The sequence below is a fragment of the Pseudomonas sp. GX19020 genome (assembly GCF_023371075.1).
In the GTDB taxonomy this organism is placed as follows: domain Bacteria; phylum Pseudomonadota; class Alphaproteobacteria; order Rhodobacterales; family Rhodobacteraceae; genus Pseudogemmobacter.
This window is the reverse complement of record NZ_JAMCCR010000008.1, coordinates 60,514-85,617: the sequence shown is the minus strand read 5'-3', so window position 1 is coordinate 85,617 and position 25,104 is coordinate 60,514. Positions and strand designations below refer to the sequence as shown.

The window sequence follows — 25,104 nt, the reverse complement described above, 5'->3', positions numbered from 1 at the left end:
TCGTCCTTTGGAAACTCCTGACATGTCTTCTTTGTTGCGCAACTCTGCCGCCCTTGCCGGTTCCCTGGTCGTGATGACCGCTCTTCCGCCGGCGGCCTGGGCCCAGGGCGTGACCGCTCAGGAACTCTGGGCGGCCTGGCAGGATGGCGTTGCCCTGGCGGGCGGCAGCCTCAGCGCCAGTGAAAACCGCGAGGGCAACCAGCTTGTGCTCCAGGATCTGCGGCTCGACATGGGCGATGAGGCGGGGATGCTCCAGCTTGAGGTGATGAAGCTGGTCAACCAGGCCGATGGTTCGGTGGCGGTGATCCTGCCCGACCGGTTCCCGCTGATGTTCGAACTGCCCGACGCGCCTGCCGATGAAACCGGGGCGGAGCCCGGGCCAGAAAAGGTGTTCATCACCGTCGATGCGCCGGATCTGAGCCTTGTGGTGCAGGGGCTGGGTGAGCGTGCCGAATTCCAGGCGGCGGCGCCGACGATGACGCTGACACTTGACCGCTTCGTGCCGGCGATCCCCCCCGAAAAGGGCGTGGTGACCGCCAGTGTCGTGCTGGACAGCTTTGTCCTGCGCTATCTGCAGGATCTCGCGACGGATGTGCCGCTGATTGATGCGGCAGTGTCTTTTGACACGCTGAATGCGCGGGCCGCGGTTGGCAAAAACGCCTCGGGCAGTGCCGAGATGGTGGCCCGGCTGGGCAAATCCTCGGCGGGCTTTTCCGGCGCGATGCCGGTCAATTCGCCGGCGGTCCAGGAGGCCGAGGCGGCGATGGCGCGCGGCGATTTCCCGGTTGCGGCCTGGCTTGCGCTGCTCGATGCCGGGATGCGCGGCAAGGTCAGCCTTTCGCTTGGGGATGCGGAATTCACCGGTGATGTGACCGAAATCTCCGCCGGAACCGAGACCACGCCGACGACCTGGGATATCGGCTTTGCCACGCTGGATCTCGCGCTCGGGATTGATGCGACGAAGATCGGCTATTCCACGGTGCTGAAGGGAACGCGGTTCCTGCTGACCGGCGATATTCCCGATTTTCCGGCGGACAGCATGAGTTACGGAATAGGCGAATACCGGATCGGCCTTGAGGCAGGGCTGAACGGGCTGACCAAACCGCAGGACTGGTCGGCGGCGTATGTGATGCGTGACATCACCATGTCGGATGAGATGTGGCATCTGATCAGCAATGGCACCGAGCTGCCGCATGAGCCGCTGACCCTCGCGCTGGATCTGGGTGGCCGTTACGGCGTGCAGCCAGAGATGCTGAAACCCGGCTGGAATCCGGCCGACGCCGGTCAGCCCTTTACCGAGTTCAGCTTTAAGATCAACGAGATGAAACTCGCGGGCCTTGGGGTTCTGTCGACCGGCCAGGGCGGGCTGGGCTTTGATTTCTCGGATCTGGCTACGTTTGACGGATTGCCGCTGCCCTCGGGCCGTGTCTCGATCCTGACCACGGGCGCTTATGGGCTGATCGACCTGATGGCGAAGGCCGGTCAGATCAGCGCCGAAGATGTCCAGGGCGCGCGGGCAGCACTTATGATGGTGGGGCGCGCCGGTGAAGCGCCGGATACGCTGAATACCGAAGTCGATTTCCGCGAGAAGGGCCTGTTCCTCAACGGGGTCAAAATCCGCTGAAACCGCCGGGGTTTGCCCTGCCGCCGCGCCGGGGCCAGCCCTTGCGCCAGGGGGCGGGGCAGATTACCTCTGCCTTGCCCCACAAAGGATAACGCATGTCCGCGCCCGATCTTGCCGAACTGACCCATGATCTTCTGAAAGCCGCCCGCGCCGCCGGGGCCGACCAGGCCGATGCGCTTGCAGTGCGCGGCACGGCGCTTTCGGTCGATATCCGTCAGGGCCAGCTGGAACAGGCCGAACGCGCCGAAGGCACCGATATCGGGCTTCGGGTGCTGATCGGCCAGCGCCAGGCCTGTGTCTCGGCCTCTGATATTTCCGCCGTGACGATTGCAGCGCTGGCGGAACGCGCCATTGCCATGGCGCGTGAGGCCCCGGAGGATGCGGCGACAGGGCTTGCGGATCCTGGTGAGCTGGCCGCGCTGCGCGATTCCTCGGGGCTCGAGCTGGAAGATGGCGGTGCCGACCCGGATGCGGCGGCGCTGGAGGCTGCAGCGCGCGGGCTCGAAGCGGCCGCGCTTGAGGCAGACGGCATCACCCAGGCCGAAGCCTCGGCCACCTTTTCGCGCCGCGCCCTGCATCTTGCGCAGTCGAATGGCTTTGCCGGCGGCTATGGCCGCAGCGGTCACAGCCGGTCGGTTGTGGCCTTTTGCGGCTCTGGCACCGCGATGGAGCGCGATTACGCCGGAGAGGCGCGGCCCTGGGCCACTGACCTGCCCGATGGCGCCGGGATCGGCAGGCTCGCGGCAGAACGGGCGCTGCAACGGCTCGGCGCGGTCAAACCGCCGACCGGCACTTTCCCGGTTCTGTATGATGAGAGGATCGCGTCTTCGCTGATCGGACATCTGCTGGGCGCGATCAATGGCGAGGCCGTAGCGCGCGGCGCCTCCTGGGCGCGCGATCTGCTGGATCAGCCGGTGCTGCCGGCGGGGGTCAGCCTGCGCGAAGACCCGCTGCGCAAACGCGGGTCTTCCTCGCGGATTTTTGACGCCGAAGGGCTGGCGACCTCGGCAAAGGATTTCGTGGCGGATGGGGTGCTGACAAGCTGGGTGCTCGACCTCGCCACTGCGCGGCGGCTGAAACTGCGCCCGACCGCCAATGCAATGCGCGGGCCTTCGGCGCCACCCTCGCCGGGCACGACCAATCTGGAACTGACGCCGGGCACCGCCAGCCGCGACGACCTGATCGCGCAGATGGGGACGGGGTTGCTGGTCACCTCGCTGATCGGCTCGACCATCAACCCGACCACGGGCGATTACTCGCGCGGGGCGTCGGGCTGGTGGGTCGAGGACGGCCGCCTCTCGCATCCGGTCCATGAATGCACCATAGCGGGCAATCTGCGCGACATGCTGCGGCGGATCGTTCAGGCCAATGATGCGCGGCAGCATCTGGCGATCCGGGTGCCCTCGATCCTGATCGACGGAATGACCATTGCCGGGGTGTGATTTGGGGCGTGAATCGAGGCCTGACCGGGATGCCGAAGATCTCGATCTGCTGGAACGCGCCGCGCGGGCTGCGGGGCCGCTTGCGCTGATCTACTGGCGGCGCGCGCCCGAGGCCTGGGAAAAGCCCGATGATGCCGGCCCGGTTTCCGAGGCAGATCTCGCGGTTGACCGCAGCCTGCGCGAGACGCTGATGGCGGCGCGACCCACTTATGGCTGGCTTTCTGAGGAGACCCCGGATGACCTGGCCCGGCTGGGGCATGAGGATGTCTTTATCGTTGATCCGATCGATGGCACCCGTGCTTTTCTCGCCGGAGAGAAGGAATTCGCGCTGTCGCTGGCTCTGGTGCGCGGCGGGGTCGTGGTGGCGGGAGTGGTGCATCTGCCCGCCCGCGATCTGACCTATAGCGCCCGGCTTGGCGGGCGGGCCTTTTGCAATGGCCGCGAGATCCGGGCCTCATCGCGCGCGGATCTGACCGGGGCCAGTGTGATGACCAACCGTGTCAATCTCGACCCGGCGCAATGGCCAGGCGGCATCCCGGATGTGAAGCGGGTGTTTCGTTCGTCTCTCGCTTACCGTCTGTGTCTGGCGGCCGAGGGGCGGGCGGATGCCATGCTGACGCTGCGCAGGACCTGGGAATGGGACGCGGCAGCAGGCAGCCTGATCGCGGCGGCGGCGGGCTGCAGGGTCACCGACCGCCACGGTGCGGATCTGGTGTTCAATCGCGCAGTACCGCAAAGCGACGGCGTTGTCGCCGCGCCGCCCGCCCTGCATCAGGGCTTCATGCGCGGGCTTGGCGTCTGACGCGGTGACCAGGGAGCCGTTTAAAGCCTGATCCCAAACAGCGGTGCGACATGACGCAGCCGCGCGATCAGGGCCGGGATGGCGCGGGGGTGGCCGAAGTAATCGGTGACCCGCATCATCTCCCAGCACTGGCCTTCGCTGCCGAAGCGGATCGCGGCGATTTCAGATATGGTGATTTCCGCGGCGAAAAAGATCCCCGGCAGGTCGCCACCGGCCATGGGCGGAAATTCCGCCCGGTACAGCAGCCGCGCGGCGGGAAGGGTGAGGCCGAATTCCTCCCGGAACTCGCGCAGCAGGCAGGCCTCGGCGGTCTCGTCGCCTTCGCGCCCGCCGCCGGGCAGGTCCCAGTGGCCCGGCCAGGGCAGGTGCGGGAAGTCGTCGCGCAAATAAGTCAAAAGCCGCGCTTCACCACCGTCCAGGTGGAAAAACGCGGCTTTTGCGCCGTTGAATCCGGCCATGACCGGCTTACGGATTGTCGTTGATGTCGCGGTCCCAGATCTTCACCTGGCCGTCGCGGGTGCCCAGCAGCCGGCGGATCACCAGCCAGGAAATCAGCGACAGCACCGCAAAGATCGCAAGGAGCATCGGCAGCCCGGCAGGGATCCCGACCAGCACGACCAGCCCGGTCAGCGCCGCGCCGACCGCGAAACCTACGAAGATATAGCCGGGCACGATCACCTCGACCATGCCGAGCGCCAGGCCCAGCACGATCCAGCTCCACCAGGTGCTCCAGATCTGATCCATCACTTGCCTTTCAGCATGTTGAACGCATTTCCGAAGGCCTCAAGCGCCTGGGCCGGGATCAGGATGGTCTGTTTGCCCTGACCTTTGGCCACCGCTTCCAGCGCCTCGACCTGTTTCAGCGCCACCTGATACTGCGCCGCAGAGATGCCGTTTTCGGCGATGGCGGCGGCGATCACTGAGGTGGCGAATGCCTCGGCCTCGGCGGTGACGCGCTTGGCTTTCGCCTGCTGTTCCGCCTGGTAAAGTTCGGCATCGGCCTGCAATTCGACCGCGCGCTTCTTGCCCTCGGCCTCGGTCACCTGTGCGCGCCGCGCGCGTTCCGCGTTCAGTTGTTGCAGCATGGCCGAGCGCGTCGCGTCATCAAGATTGACGTCAAGGATCTCGGCCCGGGTCACTTCGACGCCCCAGTCATCGACCATGGCGGCAACCTGTTCGCGCACCCGCTCGATCAGCTGGCTGCGGTTCGATTGCACCTGGTCCAGTTCCAGCTTGCCGATTTCCGAGCGCACGATGCCGGCGACGGTGGTGGCGATGGCGCCGTCAATATCCCGGATCCGGTAGACGGTCTTTTCCGGCTCGGTCACGCGGTAGAAGACCGAGGTTTCCACCTTGACCAGCACGTTATCGGCGGTAATGGCGTCCTGGCTGGCGGTGGGCAACTGACGCTCGAGCACTGAAACGCGATGGGCGATGCGGTCAAGAAAGGGCACGACAAAGTTGATCCCCGGCCCCAATACGGATTTCAGCCGGCCAAAGCGTTCGACCACATGTTTTTCCGATTGCGGAACGATGCGGACGCCCAGAAAAATACAGAGAATGACAAAGACGGCAATCGCCACCAGGACGGCGTTTGAGCCTGAAATGTTACTAAGATCCATCATTAATTCTCCTGGAACGGCCCGATTACCGGTATTTGCGCGTATTGTGATCAGGGAAGGCGTTCATATCAAGGTAAGAGTTTCCACAGGCCCGCCCGCCGTCTTTTCCCCGCAGTCGTGGCACTGTAGACTGCGCCCGGCGTCCGGCCGGTGACTGCGGTCCGGCGCTGCTGAAGGACCGCCCCGCTGACGGGCCCGCTGACGGGAAGGAATACCATGGCGCAGAGACTTCATCTGGTGTTTGGCGGCGAGCTGGTCTCGCCGGACTCGACCCAGTTCCGCGATGCGGACAAGATCCATATTGTCGGCATGTTCCCCGATTATGACAGCGCCTATGTCGCCTGGAAGGCCGAGGCGCAGCGCACGGTCGATGATGCCCATACCCGATATTTCATCGCGCATCTTCATCGTCTGCGGGACGAAGAGCTGACCGCGTCGGCGGCTCAGGCCGGCTGACCCATGGCGACTGCGCCGTCGAGAGGCTGGTGGCCGGCAACGGGTCGCCGGAGACGCAGCCATGCAGAGCGTCCGGCCCGCCCTCTGGGCGGGCTGATCTGGCTGCATGTGCCGGGCCAGGCGTCGCTTTCGGCCATGCGCGAGCTGGCGCGGCGGTTGATCGAAGAGGATGGCGTCGCCGTGCTGATGACCGGCGAAGGCGGCGGGGCGCGGGCGAAGGGTGTGATCTTTGACCAGGCCCCGGAAGATGGCGCGCAGACGGTGCGCGACTTTCTCGACCATTGGCGCCCCGATGCGGTCGTGTTTTCCGAAGGCGAGATCCGGCCGGCGCTTTTGCATGAATGTGCCGAGCGGCAGTTGATGCTGATCATGGCGGATGCCAGCGATCCCTGGTTTCTGCGCGGGCATGAAAGCTGGATCCCGGGCGCGATGCGGCGCTCGGTTTCGGCCTTGTCGCAGGTCTATGCGATTGACCAGGCGGCGATGCGGGCCTGGAGGCGTGCGGGCATCGCGCCTGCACGGGTGGTCAGCTCGGGACGGATGGAGGAAAGTTCGCTCGCGCTTCCCTGTCTCGAGGCAGAACGGGAATATCTGGCGGCGGCGATGATGACGCGGCCGGTCTGGTTTGGCGCGCGGGTGCCGCGCTCCGAGGAGGGCGCGGTGCTGGCGGCGCAGCAATATGCGATGCAGCTGGCGCACCGGCTGCTGCTGATCGTGATGCCGGAAGATCCTGCCCGGGCCGCGCCGCTGGCACGGGAACTCGCCGATCAGGGCTGGATCACCGCCTCGCGCAGTGACGAAGAAGAACCCGAGACCGAGACCGCGATCTATATCGTGAATGATGCCGCCGAGCTTGGTCTGTGGTACAGGCTGGCGCCGGTCAGCTATCTGGGCGGCGGTCTGTCGGGCACCGGGCTTCTGACCAGCCCGCTGGAACCGGCTGCGCTTGGCTCGGCGATCCTGCACGGGCCGCGACCGGGGGGGTTTGGCCCGCAGATCGGGCGGCTCGGCGCGGCGCGGGCGGCGCGGGCGGTGGCCTCGATCCGGGATCTGAGCGAGGCGCTTGGCGATCTGCTGGCGCCCGATCGTACGGCACGTCTGGCCCAGGCAGCCTGGGGGGTGGTCTCGGACGGGGCCGAGGTAACCGAGGCCGTGCTCGCCGATCTGCGCAGGGCGCTGGCGGCGGCACCAGCGCGGGGGCGGGTCTGATGCGTGCACCGGGGTTCTGGGACAATCCGCCGGACGCGCCGGGGCTGAAGGCGCGGCTCCTGCAGCCTTTGGGCGGAATTTATGCTGCGGCAACCGCGCGGCGGCTGCGGCAGGCGGGCGGCTACCGCGCGCCGGTGCCGGTGATCTGCGTCGGCAATCTGAACGCGGGCGGCGTCGGCAAGACCCCGACCGTCATGGCCCTGATTGCGCATCTGACTGCGCGGGGGCATCAGGTCCAGGTGGTCACGCGCGGCTATGGCGGATCAGCCAATGGCCCTTTGCGGGTCGATATGACGCGACATTCCGCAGATCTGACGGGGGACGAGCCGCTGCTGATCGCACCTTTCGCACCGGTCTGGGTGGCAAAGGACCGGGCCGAAGGGGTGAAGGCGGCGGTGGCGGATGGGGCCGGGGTGATCCTGCTCGATGATGGTCACCAGAACCCGTCAGTCGTGAAGGATCTGTCGCTGGTGGTGGTGGATGCGGGCCAGGGCTTCGGCAATGGGCTCTGCATCCCGGCAGGGCCTTTGCGCGAGCCGGTGGCGGTGGGGCTGGCGCGGGCGGATGCGGTGCTTGCGATCGGTGACACGGTGGCTCAGACGCGGTTCGATCTGATCTGGGGGCGGGACCTGGGTGGCATCCCAAGGCTGTCGGGCCGGCTCGTACCGCTGCAAATGGGGATGGACTGGCGGCAGGAGCGGGTGCTCGCCTTTGCCGGCATCGGCAATCCGGAGAAGTTCTTCGCGACGCTCAGGGCCGAAGGGGCCGAGCTGGTCAGGGCCGAGGCACTGGATGATCACCAGAAGCTCTCGCCCGCGCTGATCGCGCGGCTGGAGGCAGAGGCGATGCTGCTCGGCGCGCAGCTGGTCACGACCGAGAAGGATGCGGCGCGGCTGCCCCCTGCGTTCCGCCTGAAAGTGCTGACCCTGGTGGTGCGGCTGGAGATTGACGACTGGACGCCGTTTGACGCCTTGCTGAAACCTCTGGGCCTGTGACCCGAAATCTTTAAAGATTTCGGCAAAATTCCTCTGCAGGAATTTGCCCGTTTCCTTGTAAGGAAACGGGGTCGGGCACAGTGATCAGGCCCGGTTTCTGGCGCTGGCAATGCCCAGAACATCAAGCACTTTCGCTTCGATCCGGGCGGCATCCATGCCGGCGACGCGGTACATTGCCTCGGGGCTGGCCTGGTCGATGAAGATATCGGGCAGCACCATCGAGCGGAATTTCAGCCCCCCGTCGAACACGCCCTCATCTGCCAGCAGCTGCGCCACATGGCTGCCGAAACCGCCCACCGCACCTTCTTCGACCGTGATCAGCGCTTCATGGTGGCGCGTGAGCCGCAGGATCAGGTCGCGGTCCAGCGGCTTGGCAAAGCGCGCATCGACCACGGTCGGCGCGAGGCCACGCGCGCTCAGCGCTTCAGCGGCTTTCAGCACCTCGGCAAGCCGCGTCCCGAAGGAGAGGATCGCCACCCGGTTGCCCTCTTGCAGCAGCCGGGCGCGGCCGATCTCGAGCATCTCGCCCCGCGCCGGCATTTCGACGCCCATGCCCTCGCCCCGCGGATAGCGAAAGGCAATCGGGCTTTCATCCCAGGCCGCCGCCGTTGCGACCATATGTTTCAGCTCGGCCTCATCGGCCGCCGCCATCACCACCATCCCAGGCAGGTTTGCAAGGAAGGCCACGTCGAACGAGCCCGCATGGGTCGCGCCATCGGCGCCGACCAGCCCCGCGCGGTCAATCGCAAAGCGCACCGGCAGACGCTGGATCGCGACATCATGCACCACCTGGTCGTAGCCGCGCTGCAGGAAGGTCGAATAGATCGCGCAGAAGGGTTTCATCCCCCCCGCCGCCAGCCCGGCGGCGAAGGTCACCGCATGTTGTTCTGCGATCCCCACATCGAACAGCCTGCGCGGGAAACGCGCCCCGAACAGATCCAGCCCCGTCCCGTCCGGCATCGCGGCTGTGACGCCGACGATCTTGTCGTCGCGTTCGGCCTCCTGGATCAGGCTTTCTGCGAAGACTTTCGTATAGGATGGCGCGTTGGAGGGCGTTTTTTTCTGCTCGCCGGTCACCAGGTCGAATTTCGCCCGGGCATGGCCCCGATCCGGCGAATTCTCGGCCGGGCCGTAGCCTTTGCCCTTTTTCGTCAGCACATGCAGCAGGACCGGCCCATGTGAGCGCGCCTTCAGCGTTCTGAGGACCGGCAGAAGCTGGTCGAGGTCATGGCCATCAATCGGCCCGACATAGGTAAAGCCAAGCGCTTCAAACAGCGTGCCACCGACCGCCATGCCCTTGAGCATCTCTTTCGCGCGTTTCGCGCCTTCCTGCAGCGGGCCCGGGAGCAGCGAGACAAAGCCCTTTGCAACCTCTTTCAGATCCTGCATCGGGGCTTCAGCGTAAAGCTTGCTGAGATAGGCCGAGAGCGCGCCGACCGGTGGCGCAATCGACATCTCATTGTCGTTCAGCACCACGAAAAGCCGCTTTTTCAGCGCGCCTGCATTGTTCATCGCCTCGAATGCCATGCCCGCCGACATCGAGCCGTCACCGATCACCGCAATCGCATCGCCGGCGTCACCGCCCAGATCCGCCGCCATCGCAAAGCCAAGCGCCGCCGAGATCGAGGTCGAGCTATGCGCCGCGCCGAACGGGTCATAGGGGCTCTCGGAACGTTTGGTGAAACCCGAAAGCCCGCCCTCCATCCGGAGCGTGCGGATCCGGTCGCGCCGCCCGGTCAGGATCTTATGCGGGTAACATTGGTGGCCGACATCCCAGATCAGCTTGTCCTTCGGCGTGTCGAACACGGCATGCAGCGCCACGGTCAGCTCGACCACGCCAAGCCCCGCGCCCAGATGGCCGCCGGTCACCGAGACCGCCGCAACCGTCTCGGCCCGCACCTCATCGGCCAGCTGGCGCAATTCGGCATCGGAAAGCGCCTTCATATCGGACGGGAAATGCACCCGGTCGAGAATGGTGGAGGATGCTGCCATGGGGAGGCTCCTGGGAAGCGGCGCGGCCTGTGGGGTCAGGCCTGTCTTGATATGGTGAAACGGGCGGCGGCGACAAGATTTTCGGCCCGCGCCCCATAGGGGGAAAGCGCGGCTTCGGCCTCGCGGATCAGCCCGGAGGCGCGGTCACGGGCCGGTTCAAGGCCCAGAAGCGAGACGAAAGTGGCCTTGCCGCGCCCCTCATCCTTGCCGGTGCGCTTGCCGGTGATGCCGGCATCGCCCGTGACATCAAGGACATCGTCATGGATCTGGAACGCGAGGCCAAGCGCCGCCGCATAGGCCCGCAAATGTGCCGGGTCTTCGCCGGCAATCAGCGCTCCGGCACTGGCCGAAAAACCGATCAGCGCGCCGGTCTTGCCAGCCTGGAGGGATGTGATCTCTGCAAGAGACAGGGTGCGACCGGCCGTCTCGGCGGCGATATCCAGCGCCTGGCCCAGAACCATCCCTTCGGCGCCCGAGGCCTTTGCAAGGGCGGCAACGAGCGCGATCCGCCGCTCTGCCGCGCCGATCACCGGGTCGGTCAGCGCCTCAAACGCCAGGGTCTGCAAGGCATCACCGGCAAGGATCGCGGTGGCCTCGTCCCATTTCACATGTACGGTCGGCAGGCCGCGCCGCAGGTCATCATCATCCATCGCCGGCAGATCGTCATGGACCAGACTATAGGCATGCAGGGCCTCGACCGCGGCCGCGACGGGCAGCGCTGCCTTCGGGTCGACCCCGAAAAGCCGCGCCGATTCCAGCACCAGAAAGCCGCGCAAACCTTTGCCGCCCGTGAGCGCATAGCGCATCGCCGCAATCACCGGCAGATCGGCGCGCCCCGCCAGCATATCGCGCAGCCAGAGCTGCACCCGGCTGGCATCGGCCTTCAACAGTTCGGGAAAGCTCACAGCCCCTCCGCCGGAGCGGTGCCGGTGGCGCGACCTTCCTGGACTCGGATCATCTCGACGCGCGCCTCGGCCTCGGCGAGTTTCGCGGCACAGTGCTTTTTCAGGCTGTCGCCGAATTCGTAAAGACTGATCGATTGCTCCAGCGCGACATCGCCGCGCTCCAGCTGGCCGACAACCGATTCCAGCGCCGCCATCGCTTCTTCAAAACTCATTTCCGCAACGGGTTTCTGGCTCATCGGAGGGTCCTGCTCAGCTCGCTCACATGCGCGCGGACAGTATCTTCCAGCGCGCCCGGATCATAGCCCCCTTCGAGGCAGGATACGACCCCCGCGCCGCATCCCGCTGCGAGATCGGCAATCGCGCGCGTCAGTCGGACGAAATCCGCCGTCGTCCAGCCAAGGCCCCCCAGCGGATCGTCGATATGCGCGTCAAACCCGGCGCTGATCAGGATCAGCTCTGGTTTCCAGGCCCGCAGCCGCTCCAGCTCCGGCGCCCAGGCCGCCCACATCGCCCGCCCGTCCGATCCGGCGTTAAGCGGCAGATTGGTGATCTGCCCATGCGCGCCGCACTCATCCGCATATCCCGTGCCGGGAAAAAGCGGCATCTGCTGCGAAGAGACAAAGCGCACCCGCGCCTCATCCCACAGCAGATCCTGGGTCCCGTTGCCGTGATGCACGTCGAAATCCAGCACCGCGACGCGGGTCAGCCGGTGATGATCCAGCGCCCGCTTCGCCGCAATCGCCACGGTGCCGAAGAGGCAGAACCCCATCGCAACCGCCGCTTCCGCATGATGGCCCGGCGGGCGCGCCGCCACAAAAGCCGCCCGTGCCTCGCCGCTGATCACCGCATCAACTGCTGCACAGGCGCCACCCACGGCACAAAGCCCGGCCTCCCATGACCCAGGAGAGAGCCATGTATCGCCATCGATTGCTCTGAGGCCAGCTGCAGGCACGGCTGCCTTGACCCGGGCGACATAATCCGCCGGGTGACAGCGCAAGAGCTCTGCCTCTGATGCCAAAGGTGCGGGCCGTGTTTCCAGTTCAAGCCCGGCGAGGCCCCGCGCGACTGCAGCCATCCGTTCCGGCCGTTCCGGATGCCCCTCCGGCACCAGATGCCGCGCGAAAGCACCATCTGAGAAAACCAGCATCAATGCTCCTTCCTCCTGACTTAAATACTCCGGGGGCGGGGGCTGGCCCCCCGCGTTCGGCCACCTCAGTCGGGGGCCAGCATATAGCCCTCGCCCCGCACCGTCTGCAGATAGCGCGGCACCTTGGGATCATCCTCGATCTTGCGCCTGAGCCGGGTGATCTGCACATCGACCGCGCGTTCCTGCGCCTCTTCCTCGCGGCCCATGTCGAGGACCAGCCGCTCGCGCGAGATCGGCTCATTCGCGCTTGCCGCAAAGAGCCGCATCAAAGCGGCCTCAGTCGCGGTCAGCCGCACCAGCTCGGGCCCGCGCCACAGCTCGCCCCGGTCCATATCATAGCGCACCTGGCCCATGTGAAGCATCTTCGGCGGCTGATCGGCCTCGCTCACCTGTGGCACCCGGCGCAGGATCGCGGCCACCCGCAGCAGCAACTCCTTCGGCTCGAAGGGCTTGGCGAGGTAATCATCCGCCCCCGCCTCCAGCCCCTCGATCCGGTTCGCCGTCTCGCCCCGCGCCGTCAGAAGGAGGATCGGCACCGAGGTCTTTTTGCGCAGATCGCGGGTAAGCGCGATACCGTCCTCATCGGGCATCATCACATCAAGGATCAGCATGTCGAACTCAAGCCCGGCAAGCAGCCGCCGGGCCTGGGCGGCATCCTTCGCCACAGTGACCATATAGCCGCTGCGCACGAGGAATTTCTGCAACAGAACCCGGATCCGCTCGTCGTCATCGACCACGAGAAGATGGATATCCGCCAGATGCTGTGCGGTACCTGTCATGCGTCGCTCTCCCTTTGCAACGCCTCAGGCGCCATCTCTCAGACGGTTGTAATAGTCGCGCAGGCCCGGGTCCATCATTGCCTCAAGCACCTGCCGGAAACCCTGTACCGCCACCGGCCCGGCGGCACGGTAAGCTGCCCGCATCCGCGCACGCTGCGCATCCGACAGGCTTTTCTCCATCGCCTCGCCCTTTTCGGTCAGGAAAAGATGCCGCTCGCGCCCGTCGCGCCGGCCCTTTTCGCTGCGGACATGACCATCATCGATCAGGCTGCGCAGCACCCGGTTCAGGCTTTGCTTGGTCACGCCAAGGATCCCCAGCAGGTTCGACACCGTCGTCCCCGGGCTGCGATGGATGAAATGCACCGCCCGGTGATGGGCGCGGCCATAATCCATCGTCTCCAGAATCCGGTCCGGATCGGCGGTAAAGCCGCGATAGGCGAAGAACATCGCTTCGATCCCTTTGCGCAGCTGCTCATCGGTCAGGAAGAGCAGGTTCTCGCCGCCGCCACCCGGAGCGGTGCCAGAAAGTTGAGACCCAGAAAATTGAGACATGGTCAGCCTCCTATTTGAGGACAACTTACGTCAGCCTTGTTGACTTTCCAAGTCATGAAGCGTAGCGAGTCGACAGGTTGGCGCAAGATAATGCATGTGCAGCATGAGTGTCGCGCAACTTTCGTAAAAATGGAGGGCCGGGATATGGCGGCATATGACGATCGTGATGGCTGGATCTGGATGGACGGAAAGCTCGTCCCTTGGCGTGAGGCGAATGTCCACGTCCTGACCCATGCGCTCCATTACGCATCCTCGGTCTTCGAGGGCGAGCGCTGCTATAATGGCAAGATTTTCAAGGGCGTCGAGCATTCGATGCGGCTGCGCAAATCGGCCGAACTCCTTGACATGGATATCCCCTATTCCGTGCAGGAAATCGAGGCCGCCAAATATGAGATGCTGAAGGCAAACGGCTGGACCGATGCCTATGTGCGCGCGATTGCCTTCCGGGGCGCGGGCGATGAGATGGGTGTTTCGGCCGTTGGCAACCCGGTACGTCTGGTGATCGCAGGCTGGGAATGGGGCGCCTATTACGGCGACGCCAAGATGAAGGGCGCCAAGCTCGACATCTCGAAATGGCGCCGTCCGGATCCGGCGACGATCCCCTCCGCCGCCAAGGCTGCCGGTCTTTATATGATCTGCACCATGTCGAAACACGCGGCCCAGGCCAAAGGGTGTTCCGACGCGCTGATGATGGATTACCGCGGTTATGTCGCCGAGGCGACCGGCGCGAATATCTTCTTCGTCAAAGACGGCGAAGTGCATACGCCGCTGCCCGACTGCTTCCTGAACGGCATCACCCGCCAGACGGTGATCGGCCTGCTGAAAGAAAAAGGCCTCACCGTGCATGAGCGCCATATCATGCCGACCGAGCTTGCTGATTTCGAGCAGTGCTGGCTGACCGGCACCGCGGCCGAGGTCACCCCGGTGGGTGAGATTGGTGGCTTTAAATTCGAAGTCGGCGCTATCGCCCGCGACATCGCGGAAACCTATGAGCGCCACGTCCGCGCATAAGCTGCGGCATCATGAAATCAGAAACGGCGGAGCATTTGCTCCGCCGTTTTTGGTTTGGTCAGCCGTAGCATACCCTCTCCCTCGGGCTCGGGAACGCTTTGCGCTGAAAGGTCAGCGGTTCACCGGGGGATCTCAGATACAGAGGCACGCATAGGGGCGCCAGCATCTCACGGCGCGTGAAGCTGGCGCCCCGAGATGCTCTCTGCAACCCGAAGCCGTCGTGCTTATGGCGCGCGCAGGATAAGATGCGGCGCCCCGTCCGACGTGCGGTCAAACGACCGCCCCGAGGCATCGACCACTTTGCGGATCCGGCTGCGGAAATTCGAGAAACTGTCGAATGTCACCACATCCACCGCCTGATCCAGCTGTAACTCGACCTCATAACGGCCCTCGGACAGCGCCGTCACCCCGATCACCTCGGCGAGGAAGTCCTGACCGAGATAGCGCCCGGCAGTGATGTCTCCCAGTCGCACAGGGGGCTGCGGCCGGTTGCCGGCCCTTGCATGAAGCGTGTTCCAGTCGTGAAAGCCATGCGCCTTTGCCACCAGTTCCAGCGCGGCGGAATGGCTGATCTCCTGACCCTGGCGGGCCAGTTCACTGCGCAGGGCTTTCGCCTGGGTCTTTGCCTCTTCGAGGCGCGGTATTGCAGAAATTCTGTGTTCCATCTGCCTTGGCATCCTTATTCAGAGCGCCGGGAGATCTGGGATGGAGCCTGCATTGCCATCGAACCCGGCCTGAAACAGAAGCGGCGGATCGGTCTTTCCGGTTTCACCATGGCGAATGCCAGCAGGCGGCAGGGACCGGAACCCTGCCGCCCAGATAGGCGCAAATGCCGTCCAGGTCAAGCCGGAGCCGGCCCGATCCGTTCCGACCCGCTCAGGCCAGAACGGTTTCGACCTCGATATTGCCCTTGGTTGCGTTGGAATAGGGGCAGATGAAATGCCCGCGCTCGACAATCTTTTCGGCCACGTCGCGCTCCAGGCCCGGCAGGCTGACCGTCAGCGTTACCTTCAGGCCAAATCCCCCATCCGAACGCGGGCCAATCCCGACCTCTGCCCTGACGGTTGCCGCATCCGGCACCGTGCCCAGCTTTTCGGACGCGGCGGCAAAGCGCATCGCACCCAGATAGCAGGCGGCATAGCCGGTGGCGAACAGCTCTTCGGGATTATGCCCGAGGCCCGATCCGCCCAGTTCTTTCGGGCTGGCCATGGTCACGGTGAGCTGGCCGTTGTCGAGCCCGGCCACCCCGTTGCGGCCACCGCCCGTGGCTTTGGCAGAAGTCTTGTATTTCACGTCGACAGACATGGTCACTCCTTTGAAATGGCCCGAGTCCTTATCGCCGGGCCGGGACATCCGGTCACCCGGTCAACCGGATGGGGCTCAGACCGTGCGGCCGCGTGCGATCCGCAGGAATTGCTGCATCCGGGCGGGGCCGGCGCCTTCGCGCGGCTTGTGGAATGTGTCGCGCCCGGTCTCGCCCTTGCTGCGGGCGATGTTCAGAAAGGCTTTGACCCTCGCGCCGGTGGTGGCTGTGCGTTTGTCGGCAAGATGCCTGCTCATAACGTCCTCCTCACATGTGCTGCGTCACTGCAGGCAGTCTGGCACAGGCCGTCTTATATCCCAAGCCTGCAATCAGGCGTTTTCCGCCAGCCTCACCCCGTCCGGCCGGATCCGGCCTGGTCAGCGGCCGGGCCCGGCATTGGTCAGCCGGCTCAGAGCCCATCTTGCTGCATCGGCAACGACCGGATCCGGGTCCGCACACAGCGCCCCGGCGGCGCTGGCGAGGCCAGGGTCTGCCGAATTGCCGATGGCGTAAAGCACGTTGCGGACGAAACGGTCGCGGCCGATCCGCTTGATCGGGCTGCCGGCAAAGCGCGCGCGAAATGCGGCATCATCCAGCGTGGCAAGCTCGGCGAGTTCTGGTGCCCCGACCTTCGGCTGATAGCCGATCTCTTTGGCCTGCTGCGCGAATTTGTTCCAGGGGCAGGCGGCAAGACAATCATCGCAGCCATAGATCCGGTTGCCCATCCGGGCGCGCAGGTCTTCGTCCACCGGCCCCTTATGCTCGATGGTCAGATAGGAAATGCAGCGCCGCGCATCCAGCTGATAGGGCGCGGGAAAGGCATCGGTCGGGCAGGCGGTCAGGCAGGACCGGCAGGAGCCACAATGCGAGACCTCTGCCGCATCTTTCGGCAGATCAAGCGTGGTGAAGATCGAGCCGAGAAAGAACCAGTTCCCCAGATCGCGGCTGAGCAGGTTCGTATGTTTCCCTTGCCAGCCCAGACCCGCCGCCTCGGCCAGTGGCTTCTCCATCACCGGCGCGGTATCGACGAAAACCTTGATCTCCTCGCCCGCCGTCTGGTCCAGCAGCCAGCGCCCCAGCCGTTTCAGCCGCCGCTTGACCAGATCATGGTAATCCTTGCCTTGGGCATAGACTGAGACCGCCGCCCGGTCGCGCTGTTCCAGCACTGCGCGCGGATCTTCTTCGGGCGTGTAAACCTCTGCCAGCATGATCACCGACCGCGCCTCTGGCCAGAGCGCCCCCGGTGCCCCCCGCCAGTGCTCGCGCTCTGCCATCCAGCCCATGGACCCATGCCGCCCGGCTTCCAGAAATTCCCTCAGCCGCGCCGCGGTTCCCGGCACCGCATCCGGCGCGCAGATCCCCATTTTCGAGAATCCCTCTGCCAGCGCCTGCTCCCGCAGCCGCTCCTTCAACGGGAGGGGATGGTTGCTTTTCATCCTGGCTCAAATACTCCGGGGGTGTGGGGGCTGGCCCCCACCCGGCCAGCTTCAGAAATCCAGATCGGTATATTGCCGGGGTGGCGGGAAACCCGGCACCTGATCCGCCAGCAGCGTCCGGAAGGACGGGCGCGACTTGATCTTGGCGTACCAGTCCTTGACCACCTCATGCCGGTGCCAGTCGACATCCGAGATATAATCCAGGCTCGACAGATGCGCCGCCGCCGTCAGATCCGCCAGCGTCATCACATCTCCGGCCAGCCAGGACCGCCGGTCCAGCAGCCAGGCCATATAATCAAGGTGATACTTGATCTTGCTCGACCCGGATTTCACATTTTTCGAATCCGGGTAGCCCTCTTTCGTCAGCTTTTTGTTCACCCGCTCGTAAAGCAGCTTGGACGTCACTTCGTGATGGAACTTGTCGTCAAACCAGGTGCAGAGCCGGCGCATCTCATAGCGCAGTTCGGGATCCCTCGGCACCAGCGGCGGCACCAGAACCGTTTCGTCGATATATTCGCAAATCGCCTGGCTTTCGCTCAGAAGTCGCCCGTTCAGCCGCAGAATCGGCACTTTCCCCGCCGGATTGCGCCGCAGGAAATCCTGACCCTGTTCCCAATAACGCTCCTCGACCAGCTCGACCTCGATTTTCTTCTCGGCCAAAGTCAGCCGCACCTTGCGACAAAAGGGGGAAAGGGGGACGTGATAAAGACGGTTCATCTGGTTACTGCCCGCAAACTTCCCCTGTCCTAGACCCTGCGGGCCTGGCGATCAATCCCGGCGCCGGTCAGAGCGGCAAAAGCGTGCTACTGAAAACAGCCGGCGCGGCCATCGGCGCGGATCGTATCGGCGCCTGACATGATCGAGGCGGTCCGTTTGCGCACGAAAGCCGAGGGTTTCGAGGCCGAGCGGCGTTTCGGATCGGGCAGTACCGCCGCGAGCCGTGCCGCCTGCAGGGCCGACAGGTTTTTCGCATCGACCCCGAAATAATGCCGCGCCGCCGCCTGAACCCCGAACACGCCCTCGTCGAATTCGGCAACGTTCAGATAGACTTCGAGGATGCGCTCTTTCGACCAGAAAAGCTCGATCACCGGGGTGAGCGCGGCTTCGGCGGCTTTGCGGGCGTAAGAGCGGTCATGCCAGAGAAAGACATTCTTCGCCACCTGCTGCGTGATGGTGGACGCCCCCCGGTTCGATCCCGAATTGATCGCGTCCCGGATTGCGGTCATGTCAAATCCCCAGTGGTTGCAGAAATTCGCATCTTCTGCCGCCACGGCCGCGCGGCCCATCACCGGCGCGATCTCGTCCCAGGACACCCATTTCCGGTCAATCGCGCCAAGCCGCCATTTTTCCTGCATCTGATAGATATTGATCGGGGGCGGCAGGAAGCTGAACAGAAGGATCAGCACAAGGAAGAAGCCCACGACGCCAAGAACCGCCCGGAGCGCCCAACGCCGGAGCTGCGCAAACGCCCCGCGACGCCGCGTGCTTTTAGCGCCCGTCGCGCCCGCTGCGGGTTTTTTCCGTGGTTTTCGGACCACCGGCTTCTTTTCCTCGGGCTGCTCAACGATCTCGTCCGACATGATCCTGCAATGACCTGGTCAGAGGCCATGCGTCAAGTCGCGCGGCGCGCCATGCCTGTGGTGCAGATCGGGGCGTTGCCGTCGGAGCCCGGCGGATCGCCGCCTGGCGCTTCCCGTGCCGGGGGCGCCTTGCCGACGGAAACCCCGGGGAGGGGCGTGGAACAGTCGTGATCCAGGACGAACAGACCATGAAAAGGAGTATCTCCCATGGCAGGACTTAAGCTTCTTCCGGCCGCGCTGGCCGGCGCCCTTGCCCTGATGCCGCTGAGCGCGTTTTCCCAGGAGGCCGCAGTGCCGCCCCCGGCGCAAAATGCAGACCAAGGGGCCGGCCCCGGGACGGGCCATGGTCACGGCGCGGGCGCGCGCTTTGCGCGGTCCCCGATGATCCGGCTTGATTTCGGGGCCGGGCGGACCATCAGCGTGCAATGCGGCGAGACCGCAATTGCCGCCTGTGTCGAGGCGATCACGCCGCTGGCCGAAAAGCTGGCCGCGACCCCGGCTGCAGGCCCCGGCAAAGACCGCGACCATGCAAAGGGCCGGGGCGGGGAGCACCATAAAGCCCATGGCAAGGATCGCGGCAAGGATCGCGAAAAAGGCGGGGCCGGGTTCAGACATGACAAATCCGGCCAGGGGCATGACAGGCCCGCTGCGGCACCGGATGCTCCGGCAGAGGTGCCGCCGGTCGAGGCACCGGCTCCGTAATCCTGCCCCGGGGGCGTGATTGCCCCCGGGGGTCTTCCCCAAACCTGCATTGGCCGCGAGATGCGGGGCGCTAGGCTGTCAGTTTACCGGCAGCGGGCCGATATCGCCGGGCCGCATCCAGTGGATCGTAAGATCTTCTGTTTCGGTTTTCAGCAGCGTCCCGCCATCCCCGGCGCTGACGATCCGGCCGCAGGTTTCGGCCCCCGCCTCGCGGGTCACACAAAGCTGATCCGCCTCGATCTGGTAGTGGAAACCGGCAGCGGGCGCGCCGGAGGCATAGGCCCTGCCGGTGCCATTCTCGCCAAGCCAATAGGCGATATTTCCCTCTTTGCTTTCCAGCAGCACCGTGTGCCCGGGCGCGAAAGCCTGGACAGCGGGCAGGTCAGGATGGGGCGCGTCCACCGGCGGATTGGCGTAAAGCGTGCGGAAATCGGCGGGTTCTACGCGTGCCATAGTGCGTAATTCAGCCAGAGGCGTGTAATGCGGCAGTGTCTGCCAGAGATCGAACAGCCGGTGCTGCGGCACCGAATCTTCGCTCACCCGTTCAAACCAGGCGGTATAGGCCGGCGTGGCCTGGGCATCATGGTAGAACAGGCATTGGTGATGTCGCGACAGAACTTCGCGGAAAAAGGGCGGCGCTGTCTCATCCGTGCCCCCGGCCAGCAGGTTCCAGTTTGCGGGCGGCAGGCGGGCTTCGGGTTCATATCCCTCTTCGGGCAGATTGACCTGCCAGGCCCAGGAACTCAGATCCGGATCGGTCGCACCCTGCCAGCCCCTGGCCTGCAGCGAGAGATTGTTGCAGGCGCGCATCCAGGTGGCCTCATCAGTCTCGATGGGCGGCACGCCGGCAAGGCGGATATCATAGAGGCCGGCCTTGCCGGTGGTGTCGATCATATAGGGCTGGGCCGGATCACGATGCGAAAGCATCCCGACCAGGAGTTGCGGATGGAACCGGGCGGTGGGCGTATAGCTGTCGATGCCGGAAAACAGGTCGGTCAGCCCGGCGATGTAATCCAGCACTGCATCGCCATCGGGCAAATCAGGTGCCAGAAAGCCCAGCCTTCCCCCGGTATGGAGCGCCCGCATCGGCATCCGCGCACCGCCCCCCGAATTCGAGGAGGCGGCTGACCCGGCCATGAACGCCACCGCACAGGCGCCGAAACAGTCCGCGCCATCCGGCACCACGGTCGCAAGCGCGTTGTCGCGGATCACCTTTGCCAGCGCCAGCGCCGCAGAGGCATCGCCTCCGGCGCTGTTGAGGCAAAGCACCTGACCCTCGGCGCCGGTCCCGGACATCAGACTGGTCGGGCGTCCGTGCTCGATGCTGTCATCTTCCAGCATGACCTCAAGCCGGCCGGCATCCCCTGGTTCGATCCCGCCTTTCAGGCGAAGGCTGCAGCTGCCCGATACCAGCCCCGCCGCATCGCGCAAGGCGGGGTCGATGAGCGAGATCTCGGCTGCATGGGTCGCGAGGGGCGCTGACAGGAGGAGGCCGCATAGCAGGGCGGCAGGCAAATGAGTCGGGATCAGTTCGTCATGCATTGCGCTCTCCGTTCCGGACAGCGCAATAACACCTGGCAAGTGCTTCGGGATCAAGCGCTTTGGCGGGCAGAAAGCCTGTCAGACCAGCTCGGCATTTGCCCCGCCGCCGCGCATGCGCTGAAGACAGGCCTTTGCCACGGGTCGCGCCGGCAGGATCAGGTCGAATTCGGTCAGATCAGGCACATCATTCAGCGTGGTGGAGCCCGGTATCAGGATCCGGAGAATCCATTCACGCCGGCGTTCCGCTTTGGAGAGAGATGGCGCGGGGTCGGAAATACTGGATTCCATCTGGCACTGAAGATGTGCCCGGTGCCTGTCGTGATCACGGGTGACAAGAAGCTGCCGGAGTCCGAGGCAATGGAGATGGCTTCGCGCGCCATCGGCCAGGGCGCGGCGGGGACAGATATGGCCCGCAAGCTGTTCCAGGTCTCAGGCCCGGTTGCGATGGTCAGGGCGCTGGCTTTCCTGGTGCATGAGGGCCGGAGCGGCGCTGCAGTCTATAAGATGTACTGCGATCTGGCAGAGCGCCAAACAGTCTGGCACCTGACTGCCTGAGGGCAAACCAGATGCAGTTTAATCGCGGGCGATCCCGTGGACCACTGGCCGGATCATGCCCGGAGAAGGTTTGTGATGCGGACCCAATGGGATGAGGCCGCCGGTCCGGCCTCACCGGGCTGGCACTCAGGGCTTACCCGTCTCGCCTGATCGGGCAGAATCCGGGCCGCGTGCTGCAGGGTGGCGGCAATAGCTTGTGGAAAGGCGGGGCGCGCGATCTCTGCGGTGTTGCGCTGGTGGAGGACAGCGTTCGTTTCCTGATCCAACGGCGCGAAGATTCCTGTCGAAGGCGGCAATGATTGCGTGATCTGATCCCGGGTTTCCTGTATCTGAAAGGAAGAGCGTCCTGTAGAGGCTGATCGGGTAGAATATTGTTCCCTTCTGTGATGTGGTATCTTCGGAAAAACATATGTTTCTACCTGCGCCGACAGGCTGCCTGTACTTGTCCGGAATAAAGAGGCATCTATGATACCCCGTCCTGAGGTCACCGGCTTTTATGAGGCCCGCACCGGATCGGTTCAATATGTGGTGGCAGACCCCGCCACAAAGGCCTGTGTCATTATCGACCCGGTGCTGGATTATGACGAGAAGTCAGGCGCGACCGCCACAATCGAGGCCGACCGCCTGCTGGCCTTTGTCGCAGAGCGCGGATACCGGCTTGACCAGATCCTCGACACCCATCCCCATGCCGACCATTTCTCGGCCGCAGATTACCTGAAACGGCAGACCGGAGCGCCCATTGCGATCGGGGCGAAGGTGACAAAGGTTCAGGCGCTGTGGAACGGGTTTTACAACCGCGATATGGCCGCAGACGGATCGCAATGGGACAGGCTCTATGACGAGGGCGACACATTCATGGTCGGGGAAATCCCGGCCAGGGTGATGTTCTCGCCCGGTCACACCATGGCGTCGGTCAGCTATGTGATCGGTGATGCGGCTTTCATCCATGACACGATTTTCATGCCCGATACCGGCACGGCACGGGCCGATTTCCCCGGCGGCAGCGCCAGGATGCTGTGGCAGTCGATCCAGGAGATCCTGGCACTTCCCGATGCGACGCGGCTTTTCACCGGTCATGATTACCGCCAGGGCGGGCGCGCGGCGGCCTGGGAATCCACCGTCGCCGAACAGCGGGCAACCAATATCCATCTCTCGAAACACCCGGGTGAGGCCGCTTTCGTCGCGGTCCGCGAGGCGCGCGATGCGACCCTGCCGATGCCAAAACTGATCCTTCATGCGCTGCAGGTGAACACCAATGCCGGCCGCCTGCCGGAGCGTGAGGCCAATGGCACGCGCTATCTGAAAATACCGCTCGATCTGTTCAGAACCGTCTGGGAGTGATCGCCATGCACGACAAATACGGCAGGCCGGCACGCCCGGATTTGCCCTTTGGGCGTTGTTGCAGAAGTCAGGCACCAGCCGGACCTGGCCCTTTCCCCGCTGAGCTCAGGCCATGCGTTCGATCCCGGTGGCGCCGGGAGCAGTGAAGCAGGTGACGCGGGCCACGCGGATCTGGACGTCTGCTGTCTGGCGATCCGGATCGCGTGACGCGATGCGTTCCCCGAAGGCCCTGAGGTACTTTATCTTTGCTTTGATCCCGCTTCGGACCTGATATCCGGACCAGGGTTTCCAGGTTGAGGAGGAACAGGGGCGCCATTCGTGCCGAGTAAGTCCGACGAAGTCGCCACAGGCGTTCGCGGCAAGGGCAGTCCTCGCGCCATCGTCGTTCATTCCTGCAGATAGGTGTGACCGCGATGCCGCCGCGCTCAAGGATCGTGCGGTGGCATCGCCCTGTGCCGGAGGCCCCACCGCCAGGTTCAGCGGACCCGGAGCAGGGCGGAAAAGCCCGGCACCGGCCCGTCAGGGCCGGCCATCGGGAGACTGCTCGTCACAATTCTGGTCGTTTGTCGAAGCGGCTGGCCGATCAGAGCTGTCACCATCAGACAAACCCGGACAGCCGCATCGCTGAACACCGGGGGTTGGTTCCGACCTTCGGCACGACCCACACTATGTCCATCTCCGGCCAGAACTGCAGGGAACCGCACCGCTACAGCGTGTCGTTATAGCTTTTCCCGCTCGGCGTCCGATGGCGGTGATCGCGACCCGGAGGCGCGCAAAGCGGGGTCAGGCAGGGCGCGCGCGGTTAAAAAAACCACATACGTCCCGGCATTCCTGCTTGAAGGGCGCGTCCCATGCGGCGAAATCTGTGATCCGTGAAAGCCGCATGCGACGGCGGGACCGCGCAGGGAGATCCGGGTTTTGGCCAAGACCGATGTGGCGCTGGAAGACGAGCTGGTAATGATCCGCCAGATGGTGGAAGCGGCCTTGCCGCTCTGGCCGGTGCCGGCGGGCGCGGAAGTGAGCCTTCTGAATATTGCCGAAAACCTGACCTGGCTGGTGGAGGCGGGGGCGTTTCGCGCGGTGCTGCGGGTGCATCGGCCGGGCTATCACACGCGGACCGGCATCGGCCAGGAACTGGCCTGGAGCCAGGCGCTGGCACGCGATGCCGGGATCGATACGCCTGCCGTGATCGCCGGGGTGAATGGCGCGCTGGTGCAGGAGGCGCCGGTGCCCGGAGTTGAAGCGGGCCGCGATGCCGGGCGCTACATGGTGATGTTCGAATTCGCGCCGGGCCGGCAGCCGGGGCCGGATGATGATTTGGTGGCGCCGTTTCGCAGCCTTGGGGCAATTGCAGCCAGAACCCATATCCATGCACGGGGCTGGCAATCGGCGGAACCGCTGGAGCGGCTGGTCTGGGATGAGGCGGCCGTGTTTGGGCCCGGCGCGACCTGGGGCGACTGGCGCGCTGGCCCGAATGTGACGCCTGAGATCCGCGAAGTGCTGGAGAAAGCAGAGCAGATGATCCGCCTGCGGCTGGCGGCCTGGGGCAAGGGGCAGGCGCGCTATGGGCTGATCCATGGCGATATGCGGCTGACCAATCTGCTGATCGACGGGTCACGTACCGTTTTGATTGATTTCGATGATTCCGGGCTCGGCTGGTATCTTTACGACTTTGCGGCGGCGGTGAGCTTTATGGAAGATCACCCCCAGGTTCCGGCTTTGCGCGCGGCCTGGGTGGCCGGCTATCGCGACATCGCGCCCCTGTCCGAGGAGGAGGAGCGCGAGATCGACACATTTGTCATGCTGCGGCGGATGGCGCTTCTGGCCTGGATCGGCAGTCATAGCGAGGCGCCGGAGCCGCAGGCCATGGCTCCGCATTTCGCCGAAGGAACCGCACGTCTTGGCCGGGCCTGGCTTGCGCGGCTTGCACGCGGGTGATGGGGATTTCTCTGGCAAGGCCGGGGGGTTAAGACCCCCCGGACCCCCCCGCGTCGCGCTGCAGACGGCCCGGGCCGCGCCAGGGCCGCCTTTGAGCAGGAAGGAGACGCAGGCGAAGAGTGCGGCAAACCTGGCGAGGGCTGGCAGGTCCATCATCTTCAGGGCGAAACG

General features: G+C 64.8%; 28 protein-coding genes and 1 pseudogene. 11 read left to right on the top strand and 18 right to left on the bottom strand.

What is annotated here, in order from left to right:
- The first annotated feature begins 22 nt into the window (after positions 1-22).
- The 3 genes from M3484_RS13930 (at position 23) to M3484_RS13920 (ending at position 3,868) form a co-directional block, all read left to right on the top strand.
- Positions 23-1,624, top strand: a complete 1,602-nt coding sequence (locus M3484_RS13930; protein ID WP_249497338.1) for a DUF2125 domain-containing protein — start codon at positions 23-25, stop codon at positions 1,622-1,624.
- A gap of 95 nt (positions 1,625-1,719) precedes the next feature.
- The gene (locus M3484_RS13925) at positions 1,720-3,066 is read left to right on the top strand and encodes a TldD/PmbA family protein (protein ID WP_249497337.1); all 1,347 of its coding nucleotides are present in this window, start codon (positions 1,720-1,722) and stop codon (positions 3,064-3,066) included.
- 1 nt (position 3,067) lies between these two features.
- On the top strand, positions 3,068-3,868 hold the full coding sequence (locus M3484_RS13920; RefSeq protein ID WP_249497336.1) for a 3'(2'),5'-bisphosphate nucleotidase CysQ: 801 nt from the start codon (positions 3,068-3,070) through the stop codon (positions 3,866-3,868).
- Between the two features lie 20 nt (positions 3,869-3,888).
- Here the strand turns inward: M3484_RS13920 and M3484_RS13915 are convergent, their stop codons facing one another.
- Genes M3484_RS13915 through M3484_RS13905 form a run of 3 tightly spaced genes read right to left on the bottom strand, consistent with a single transcriptional unit; the run spans position 3,889 to position 5,490 of the window.
- A complete protein-coding gene (locus M3484_RS13915) occupies positions 3,889-4,326 on the bottom strand; it encodes an NUDIX domain-containing protein (protein WP_249497335.1) in 438 nt (145 codons plus the stop codon).
- Positions 4,327-4,333: 7 nt separating this feature from the next.
- Positions 4,334-4,612 (bottom strand): NfeD family protein, encoded by a 279-nt coding sequence (locus tag M3484_RS13910; protein WP_092899789.1) that lies wholly within the window; start codon positions 4,610-4,612, stop codon positions 4,334-4,336.
- Positions 4,612-5,490, bottom strand: coding sequence for an SPFH domain-containing protein (locus M3484_RS13905; protein ID WP_092899787.1), 879 nt, complete (start codon positions 5,488-5,490; stop codon positions 4,612-4,614). The genes M3484_RS13910 and M3484_RS13905 overlap by 1 nt, the downstream gene beginning before the upstream one ends.
- A 216-nt stretch (positions 5,491-5,706) precedes the next feature.
- On the opposite strand from M3484_RS13905, the gene M3484_RS13900 reads away from it, so the two are divergent.
- The 3 genes from M3484_RS13900 to lpxK are packed head-to-tail and all read left to right on the top strand — an operon-like array spanning position 5,707 to position 8,150.
- The gene (locus tag M3484_RS13900; RefSeq protein ID WP_249497334.1) at positions 5,707-5,946 is read left to right on the top strand and encodes a DUF4170 domain-containing protein; all 240 of its coding nucleotides are present in this window, start codon (positions 5,707-5,709) and stop codon (positions 5,944-5,946) included.
- 3 nt (positions 5,947-5,949) lie between these two features.
- Positions 5,950-7,155, top strand: coding sequence for a 3-deoxy-D-manno-octulosonic acid transferase (locus tag M3484_RS13895; protein ID WP_249497333.1), 1,206 nt, complete (start codon positions 5,950-5,952; stop codon positions 7,153-7,155).
- Positions 7,155-8,150 carry a tetraacyldisaccharide 4'-kinase gene (gene lpxK, locus M3484_RS13890; RefSeq protein WP_249497332.1) on the top strand — a complete coding sequence of 332 codons (996 nt, stop codon included), beginning with the start codon at positions 7,155-7,157 and terminating at the stop codon, positions 8,148-8,150. The genes M3484_RS13895 and lpxK overlap by 1 nt, the downstream gene beginning before the upstream one ends.
- Positions 8,151-8,234: 84 nt before the next feature.
- On the opposite strand, the gene dxs is transcribed toward lpxK, so the two are convergent.
- From dxs to M3484_RS13860, 6 genes are all read right to left on the bottom strand, one after another.
- A complete protein-coding gene (gene dxs / locus M3484_RS13885; RefSeq protein WP_092899780.1) occupies positions 8,235-10,142 on the bottom strand; it encodes a 1-deoxy-D-xylulose-5-phosphate synthase in 1,908 nt (635 codons plus the stop codon).
- Positions 10,143-10,177: 35 nt separating this feature from the next.
- The gene (locus tag M3484_RS13880) at positions 10,178-11,047 is read right to left on the bottom strand and encodes a polyprenyl synthetase family protein (RefSeq protein WP_249497331.1); all 870 of its coding nucleotides are present in this window, start codon (positions 11,045-11,047) and stop codon (positions 10,178-10,180) included.
- Complete coding sequence (locus tag M3484_RS13875) at positions 11,044-11,283, bottom strand: exodeoxyribonuclease VII small subunit (RefSeq protein WP_092899778.1); 240 nt, start codon at positions 11,281-11,283, stop codon at positions 11,044-11,046. The genes M3484_RS13880 and M3484_RS13875 overlap by 4 nt, the downstream gene beginning before the upstream one ends.
- A complete protein-coding gene (locus M3484_RS13870; protein WP_249497330.1) occupies positions 11,280-12,194 on the bottom strand; it encodes a histone deacetylase family protein in 915 nt (304 codons plus the stop codon). Before M3484_RS13870 ends, M3484_RS13875 begins: the two co-directional genes overlap by 4 nt.
- A 65-nt stretch (positions 12,195-12,259) precedes the next feature.
- Positions 12,260-12,973, bottom strand: coding sequence for a response regulator (locus tag M3484_RS13865; protein WP_092899774.1), 714 nt, complete (start codon positions 12,971-12,973; stop codon positions 12,260-12,262).
- 24 nt (positions 12,974-12,997) lie between these two features.
- Positions 12,998-13,525, bottom strand: coding sequence for a MarR family winged helix-turn-helix transcriptional regulator (locus M3484_RS13860; protein ID WP_092899772.1), 528 nt, complete (start codon positions 13,523-13,525; stop codon positions 12,998-13,000).
- A 144-nt stretch (positions 13,526-13,669) separates the two neighbouring features.
- Here M3484_RS13860 and M3484_RS13855 point away from each other — a divergent pair, with 144 nt between their 5' ends.
- On the top strand, positions 13,670-14,536 hold the full coding sequence (locus M3484_RS13855) for a branched-chain amino acid aminotransferase (RefSeq protein ID WP_092902049.1): 867 nt from the start codon (positions 13,670-13,672) through the stop codon (positions 14,534-14,536).
- A gap of 224 nt (positions 14,537-14,760) precedes the next feature.
- On the opposite strand, the gene M3484_RS13850 is transcribed toward M3484_RS13855, so the two are convergent.
- The 6 genes from M3484_RS13850 to mtgA form a co-directional block, all read right to left on the bottom strand.
- Entirely contained in the window at positions 14,761-15,201 is a 441-nt protein-coding gene (locus M3484_RS13850; protein ID WP_249497329.1) for a glyoxalase superfamily protein, read from the bottom strand.
- Between the two features lie 211 nt (positions 15,202-15,412).
- Positions 15,413-15,841, bottom strand: coding sequence for an organic hydroperoxide resistance protein (locus M3484_RS13845; protein ID WP_249497328.1), 429 nt, complete (start codon positions 15,839-15,841; stop codon positions 15,413-15,415).
- Between the two features lie 75 nt (positions 15,842-15,916).
- Positions 15,917-16,096 (bottom strand): hypothetical protein, encoded by a 180-nt coding sequence (locus M3484_RS13840; RefSeq protein ID WP_092899766.1) that lies wholly within the window; start codon positions 16,094-16,096, stop codon positions 15,917-15,919.
- Between the two features lie 120 nt (positions 16,097-16,216).
- Positions 16,217-17,275, bottom strand: coding sequence for a tRNA epoxyqueuosine(34) reductase QueG (gene queG, locus M3484_RS13835; RefSeq protein WP_249497327.1), 1,059 nt, complete (start codon positions 17,273-17,275; stop codon positions 16,217-16,219).
- Positions 17,276-17,326: 51 nt separating this feature from the next.
- Positions 17,327-17,992 carry an FtsZ-binding protein FzlA gene (gene fzlA, locus M3484_RS13830; protein ID WP_092899762.1) on the bottom strand — a complete coding sequence of 222 codons (666 nt, stop codon included), beginning with the start codon at positions 17,990-17,992 and terminating at the stop codon, positions 17,327-17,329.
- A gap of 86 nt (positions 17,993-18,078) precedes the next feature.
- Positions 18,079-18,855, bottom strand: coding sequence for a monofunctional biosynthetic peptidoglycan transglycosylase (gene mtgA / locus M3484_RS13825; RefSeq protein WP_092899760.1), 777 nt, complete (start codon positions 18,853-18,855; stop codon positions 18,079-18,081).
- A gap of 207 nt (positions 18,856-19,062) precedes the next feature.
- Between mtgA and M3484_RS13820 the strand changes: the two genes are divergently transcribed.
- Complete coding sequence (locus M3484_RS13820; RefSeq protein WP_249497325.1) at positions 19,063-19,557, top strand: hypothetical protein; 495 nt, start codon at positions 19,063-19,065, stop codon at positions 19,555-19,557.
- 78 nt (positions 19,558-19,635) lie between these two features.
- Here the strand turns inward: M3484_RS13820 and M3484_RS13815 are convergent, their stop codons facing one another.
- Both M3484_RS13815 and M3484_RS13810 read right to left on the bottom strand, forming a co-directional pair.
- Positions 19,636-21,099, bottom strand: a complete 1,464-nt coding sequence (locus tag M3484_RS13815) for a hypothetical protein (RefSeq protein ID WP_249497324.1) — start codon at positions 21,097-21,099, stop codon at positions 19,636-19,638.
- Between the two features lie 78 nt (positions 21,100-21,177).
- Entirely contained in the window at positions 21,178-21,387 is a 210-nt protein-coding gene (locus M3484_RS13810) for a hypothetical protein (RefSeq protein WP_249497323.1), read from the bottom strand.
- 21 nt (positions 21,388-21,408) lie between these two features.
- On the opposite strand from M3484_RS13810, the gene M3484_RS13805 reads away from it, so the two are divergent.
- Complete coding sequence (locus tag M3484_RS13805; protein ID WP_249497322.1) at positions 21,409-21,654, top strand: beta/alpha barrel domain-containing protein; 246 nt, start codon at positions 21,409-21,411, stop codon at positions 21,652-21,654.
- Between the two features lie 465 nt (positions 21,655-22,119).
- A complete protein-coding gene (locus M3484_RS13800) occupies positions 22,120-22,995 on the top strand; it encodes an MBL fold metallo-hydrolase (RefSeq protein ID WP_171909551.1) in 876 nt (291 codons plus the stop codon).
- Between the two features lie 105 nt (positions 22,996-23,100).
- Here the strand turns inward: M3484_RS13800 and M3484_RS13795 are convergent.
- Positions 23,101-23,782 (bottom strand): annotated as a pseudogene (locus M3484_RS13795) (transposase).
- A 131-nt stretch (positions 23,783-23,913) separates the two neighbouring features.
- On the opposite strand from M3484_RS13795, the gene M3484_RS13790 reads away from it, so the two are divergent.
- The gene (locus tag M3484_RS13790) at positions 23,914-24,933 is read left to right on the top strand and encodes a phosphotransferase enzyme family protein (RefSeq protein ID WP_249497321.1); all 1,020 of its coding nucleotides are present in this window, start codon (positions 23,914-23,916) and stop codon (positions 24,931-24,933) included.
- Positions 24,934-25,104 lie beyond the last annotated feature (171 nt).

Excerpts from the sequence above, each read along its gene's own strand:
- M3484_RS13930 (WP_249497338.1), top strand. The coding sequence starts at position 23 with ATGTCTTCTTTGTTGCGCAACTCTGCCGCCCTTGCCGGTTCCCTGGTC.
- M3484_RS13925 (WP_249497337.1), top strand. The coding sequence starts at position 1,720 with ATGTCCGCGCCCGATCTTGCCGAACTGACCCATGATCTTCTGAAAGCC.
- M3484_RS13915 (WP_249497335.1), bottom strand. The coding sequence starts at position 4,326 with ATGGCCGGATTCAACGGCGCAAAAGCCGCGTTTTTCCACCTGGACGGT.
- M3484_RS13910 (WP_092899789.1), bottom strand. The coding sequence starts at position 4,612 with ATGGATCAGATCTGGAGCACCTGGTGGAGCTGGATCGTGCTGGGCCTG.
- M3484_RS13905 (WP_092899787.1), bottom strand. The coding sequence starts at position 5,490 with ATGGATCTTAGTAACATTTCAGGCTCAAACGCCGTCCTGGTGGCGATT.
- M3484_RS13900 (WP_249497334.1), top strand. The coding sequence starts at position 5,707 with ATGGCGCAGAGACTTCATCTGGTGTTTGGCGGCGAGCTGGTCTCGCCG.
- M3484_RS13895 (WP_249497333.1), top strand. The coding sequence starts at position 5,950 with ATGGCGACTGCGCCGTCGAGAGGCTGGTGGCCGGCAACGGGTCGCCGG.
- lpxK (WP_249497332.1), top strand. The coding sequence starts at position 7,155 with ATGCGTGCACCGGGGTTCTGGGACAATCCGCCGGACGCGCCGGGGCTG.
- dxs (WP_092899780.1), bottom strand. The coding sequence starts at position 10,142 with ATGGCAGCATCCTCCACCATTCTCGACCGGGTGCATTTCCCGTCCGAT.
- M3484_RS13875 (WP_092899778.1), bottom strand. The coding sequence starts at position 11,283 with ATGAGCCAGAAACCCGTTGCGGAAATGAGTTTTGAAGAAGCGATGGCG.
- M3484_RS13870 (WP_249497330.1), bottom strand. The coding sequence starts at position 12,194 with ATGCTGGTTTTCTCAGATGGTGCTTTCGCGCGGCATCTGGTGCCGGAG.
- M3484_RS13865 (WP_092899774.1), bottom strand. The coding sequence starts at position 12,973 with ATGACAGGTACCGCACAGCATCTGGCGGATATCCATCTTCTCGTGGTC.
- M3484_RS13860 (WP_092899772.1), bottom strand. The coding sequence starts at position 13,525 with ATGTCTCAATTTTCTGGGTCTCAACTTTCTGGCACCGCTCCGGGTGGC.
- M3484_RS13855 (WP_092902049.1), top strand. The coding sequence starts at position 13,670 with ATGGCGGCATATGACGATCGTGATGGCTGGATCTGGATGGACGGAAAG.
- M3484_RS13850 (WP_249497329.1), bottom strand. The coding sequence starts at position 15,201 with ATGGAACACAGAATTTCTGCAATACCGCGCCTCGAAGAGGCAAAGACC.
- M3484_RS13845 (WP_249497328.1), bottom strand. The coding sequence starts at position 15,841 with ATGTCTGTCGACGTGAAATACAAGACTTCTGCCAAAGCCACGGGCGGT.
- M3484_RS13840 (WP_092899766.1), bottom strand. The coding sequence starts at position 16,096 with ATGAGCAGGCATCTTGCCGACAAACGCACAGCCACCACCGGCGCGAGG.
- queG (WP_249497327.1), bottom strand. The coding sequence starts at position 17,275 with ATGAAAAGCAACCATCCCCTCCCGTTGAAGGAGCGGCTGCGGGAGCAG.
- fzlA (WP_092899762.1), bottom strand. The coding sequence starts at position 17,992 with ATGAACCGTCTTTATCACGTCCCCCTTTCCCCCTTTTGTCGCAAGGTG.
- mtgA (WP_092899760.1), bottom strand. The coding sequence starts at position 18,855 with ATGTCGGACGAGATCGTTGAGCAGCCCGAGGAAAAGAAGCCGGTGGTC.
- M3484_RS13820 (WP_249497325.1), top strand. The coding sequence starts at position 19,063 with ATGGCAGGACTTAAGCTTCTTCCGGCCGCGCTGGCCGGCGCCCTTGCC.
- M3484_RS13815 (WP_249497324.1), bottom strand. The coding sequence starts at position 21,099 with ATGCATGACGAACTGATCCCGACTCATTTGCCTGCCGCCCTGCTATGC.
- M3484_RS13810 (WP_249497323.1), bottom strand. The coding sequence starts at position 21,387 with ATGGAATCCAGTATTTCCGACCCCGCGCCATCTCTCTCCAAAGCGGAA.
- M3484_RS13800 (WP_171909551.1), top strand. The coding sequence starts at position 22,120 with ATGATACCCCGTCCTGAGGTCACCGGCTTTTATGAGGCCCGCACCGGA.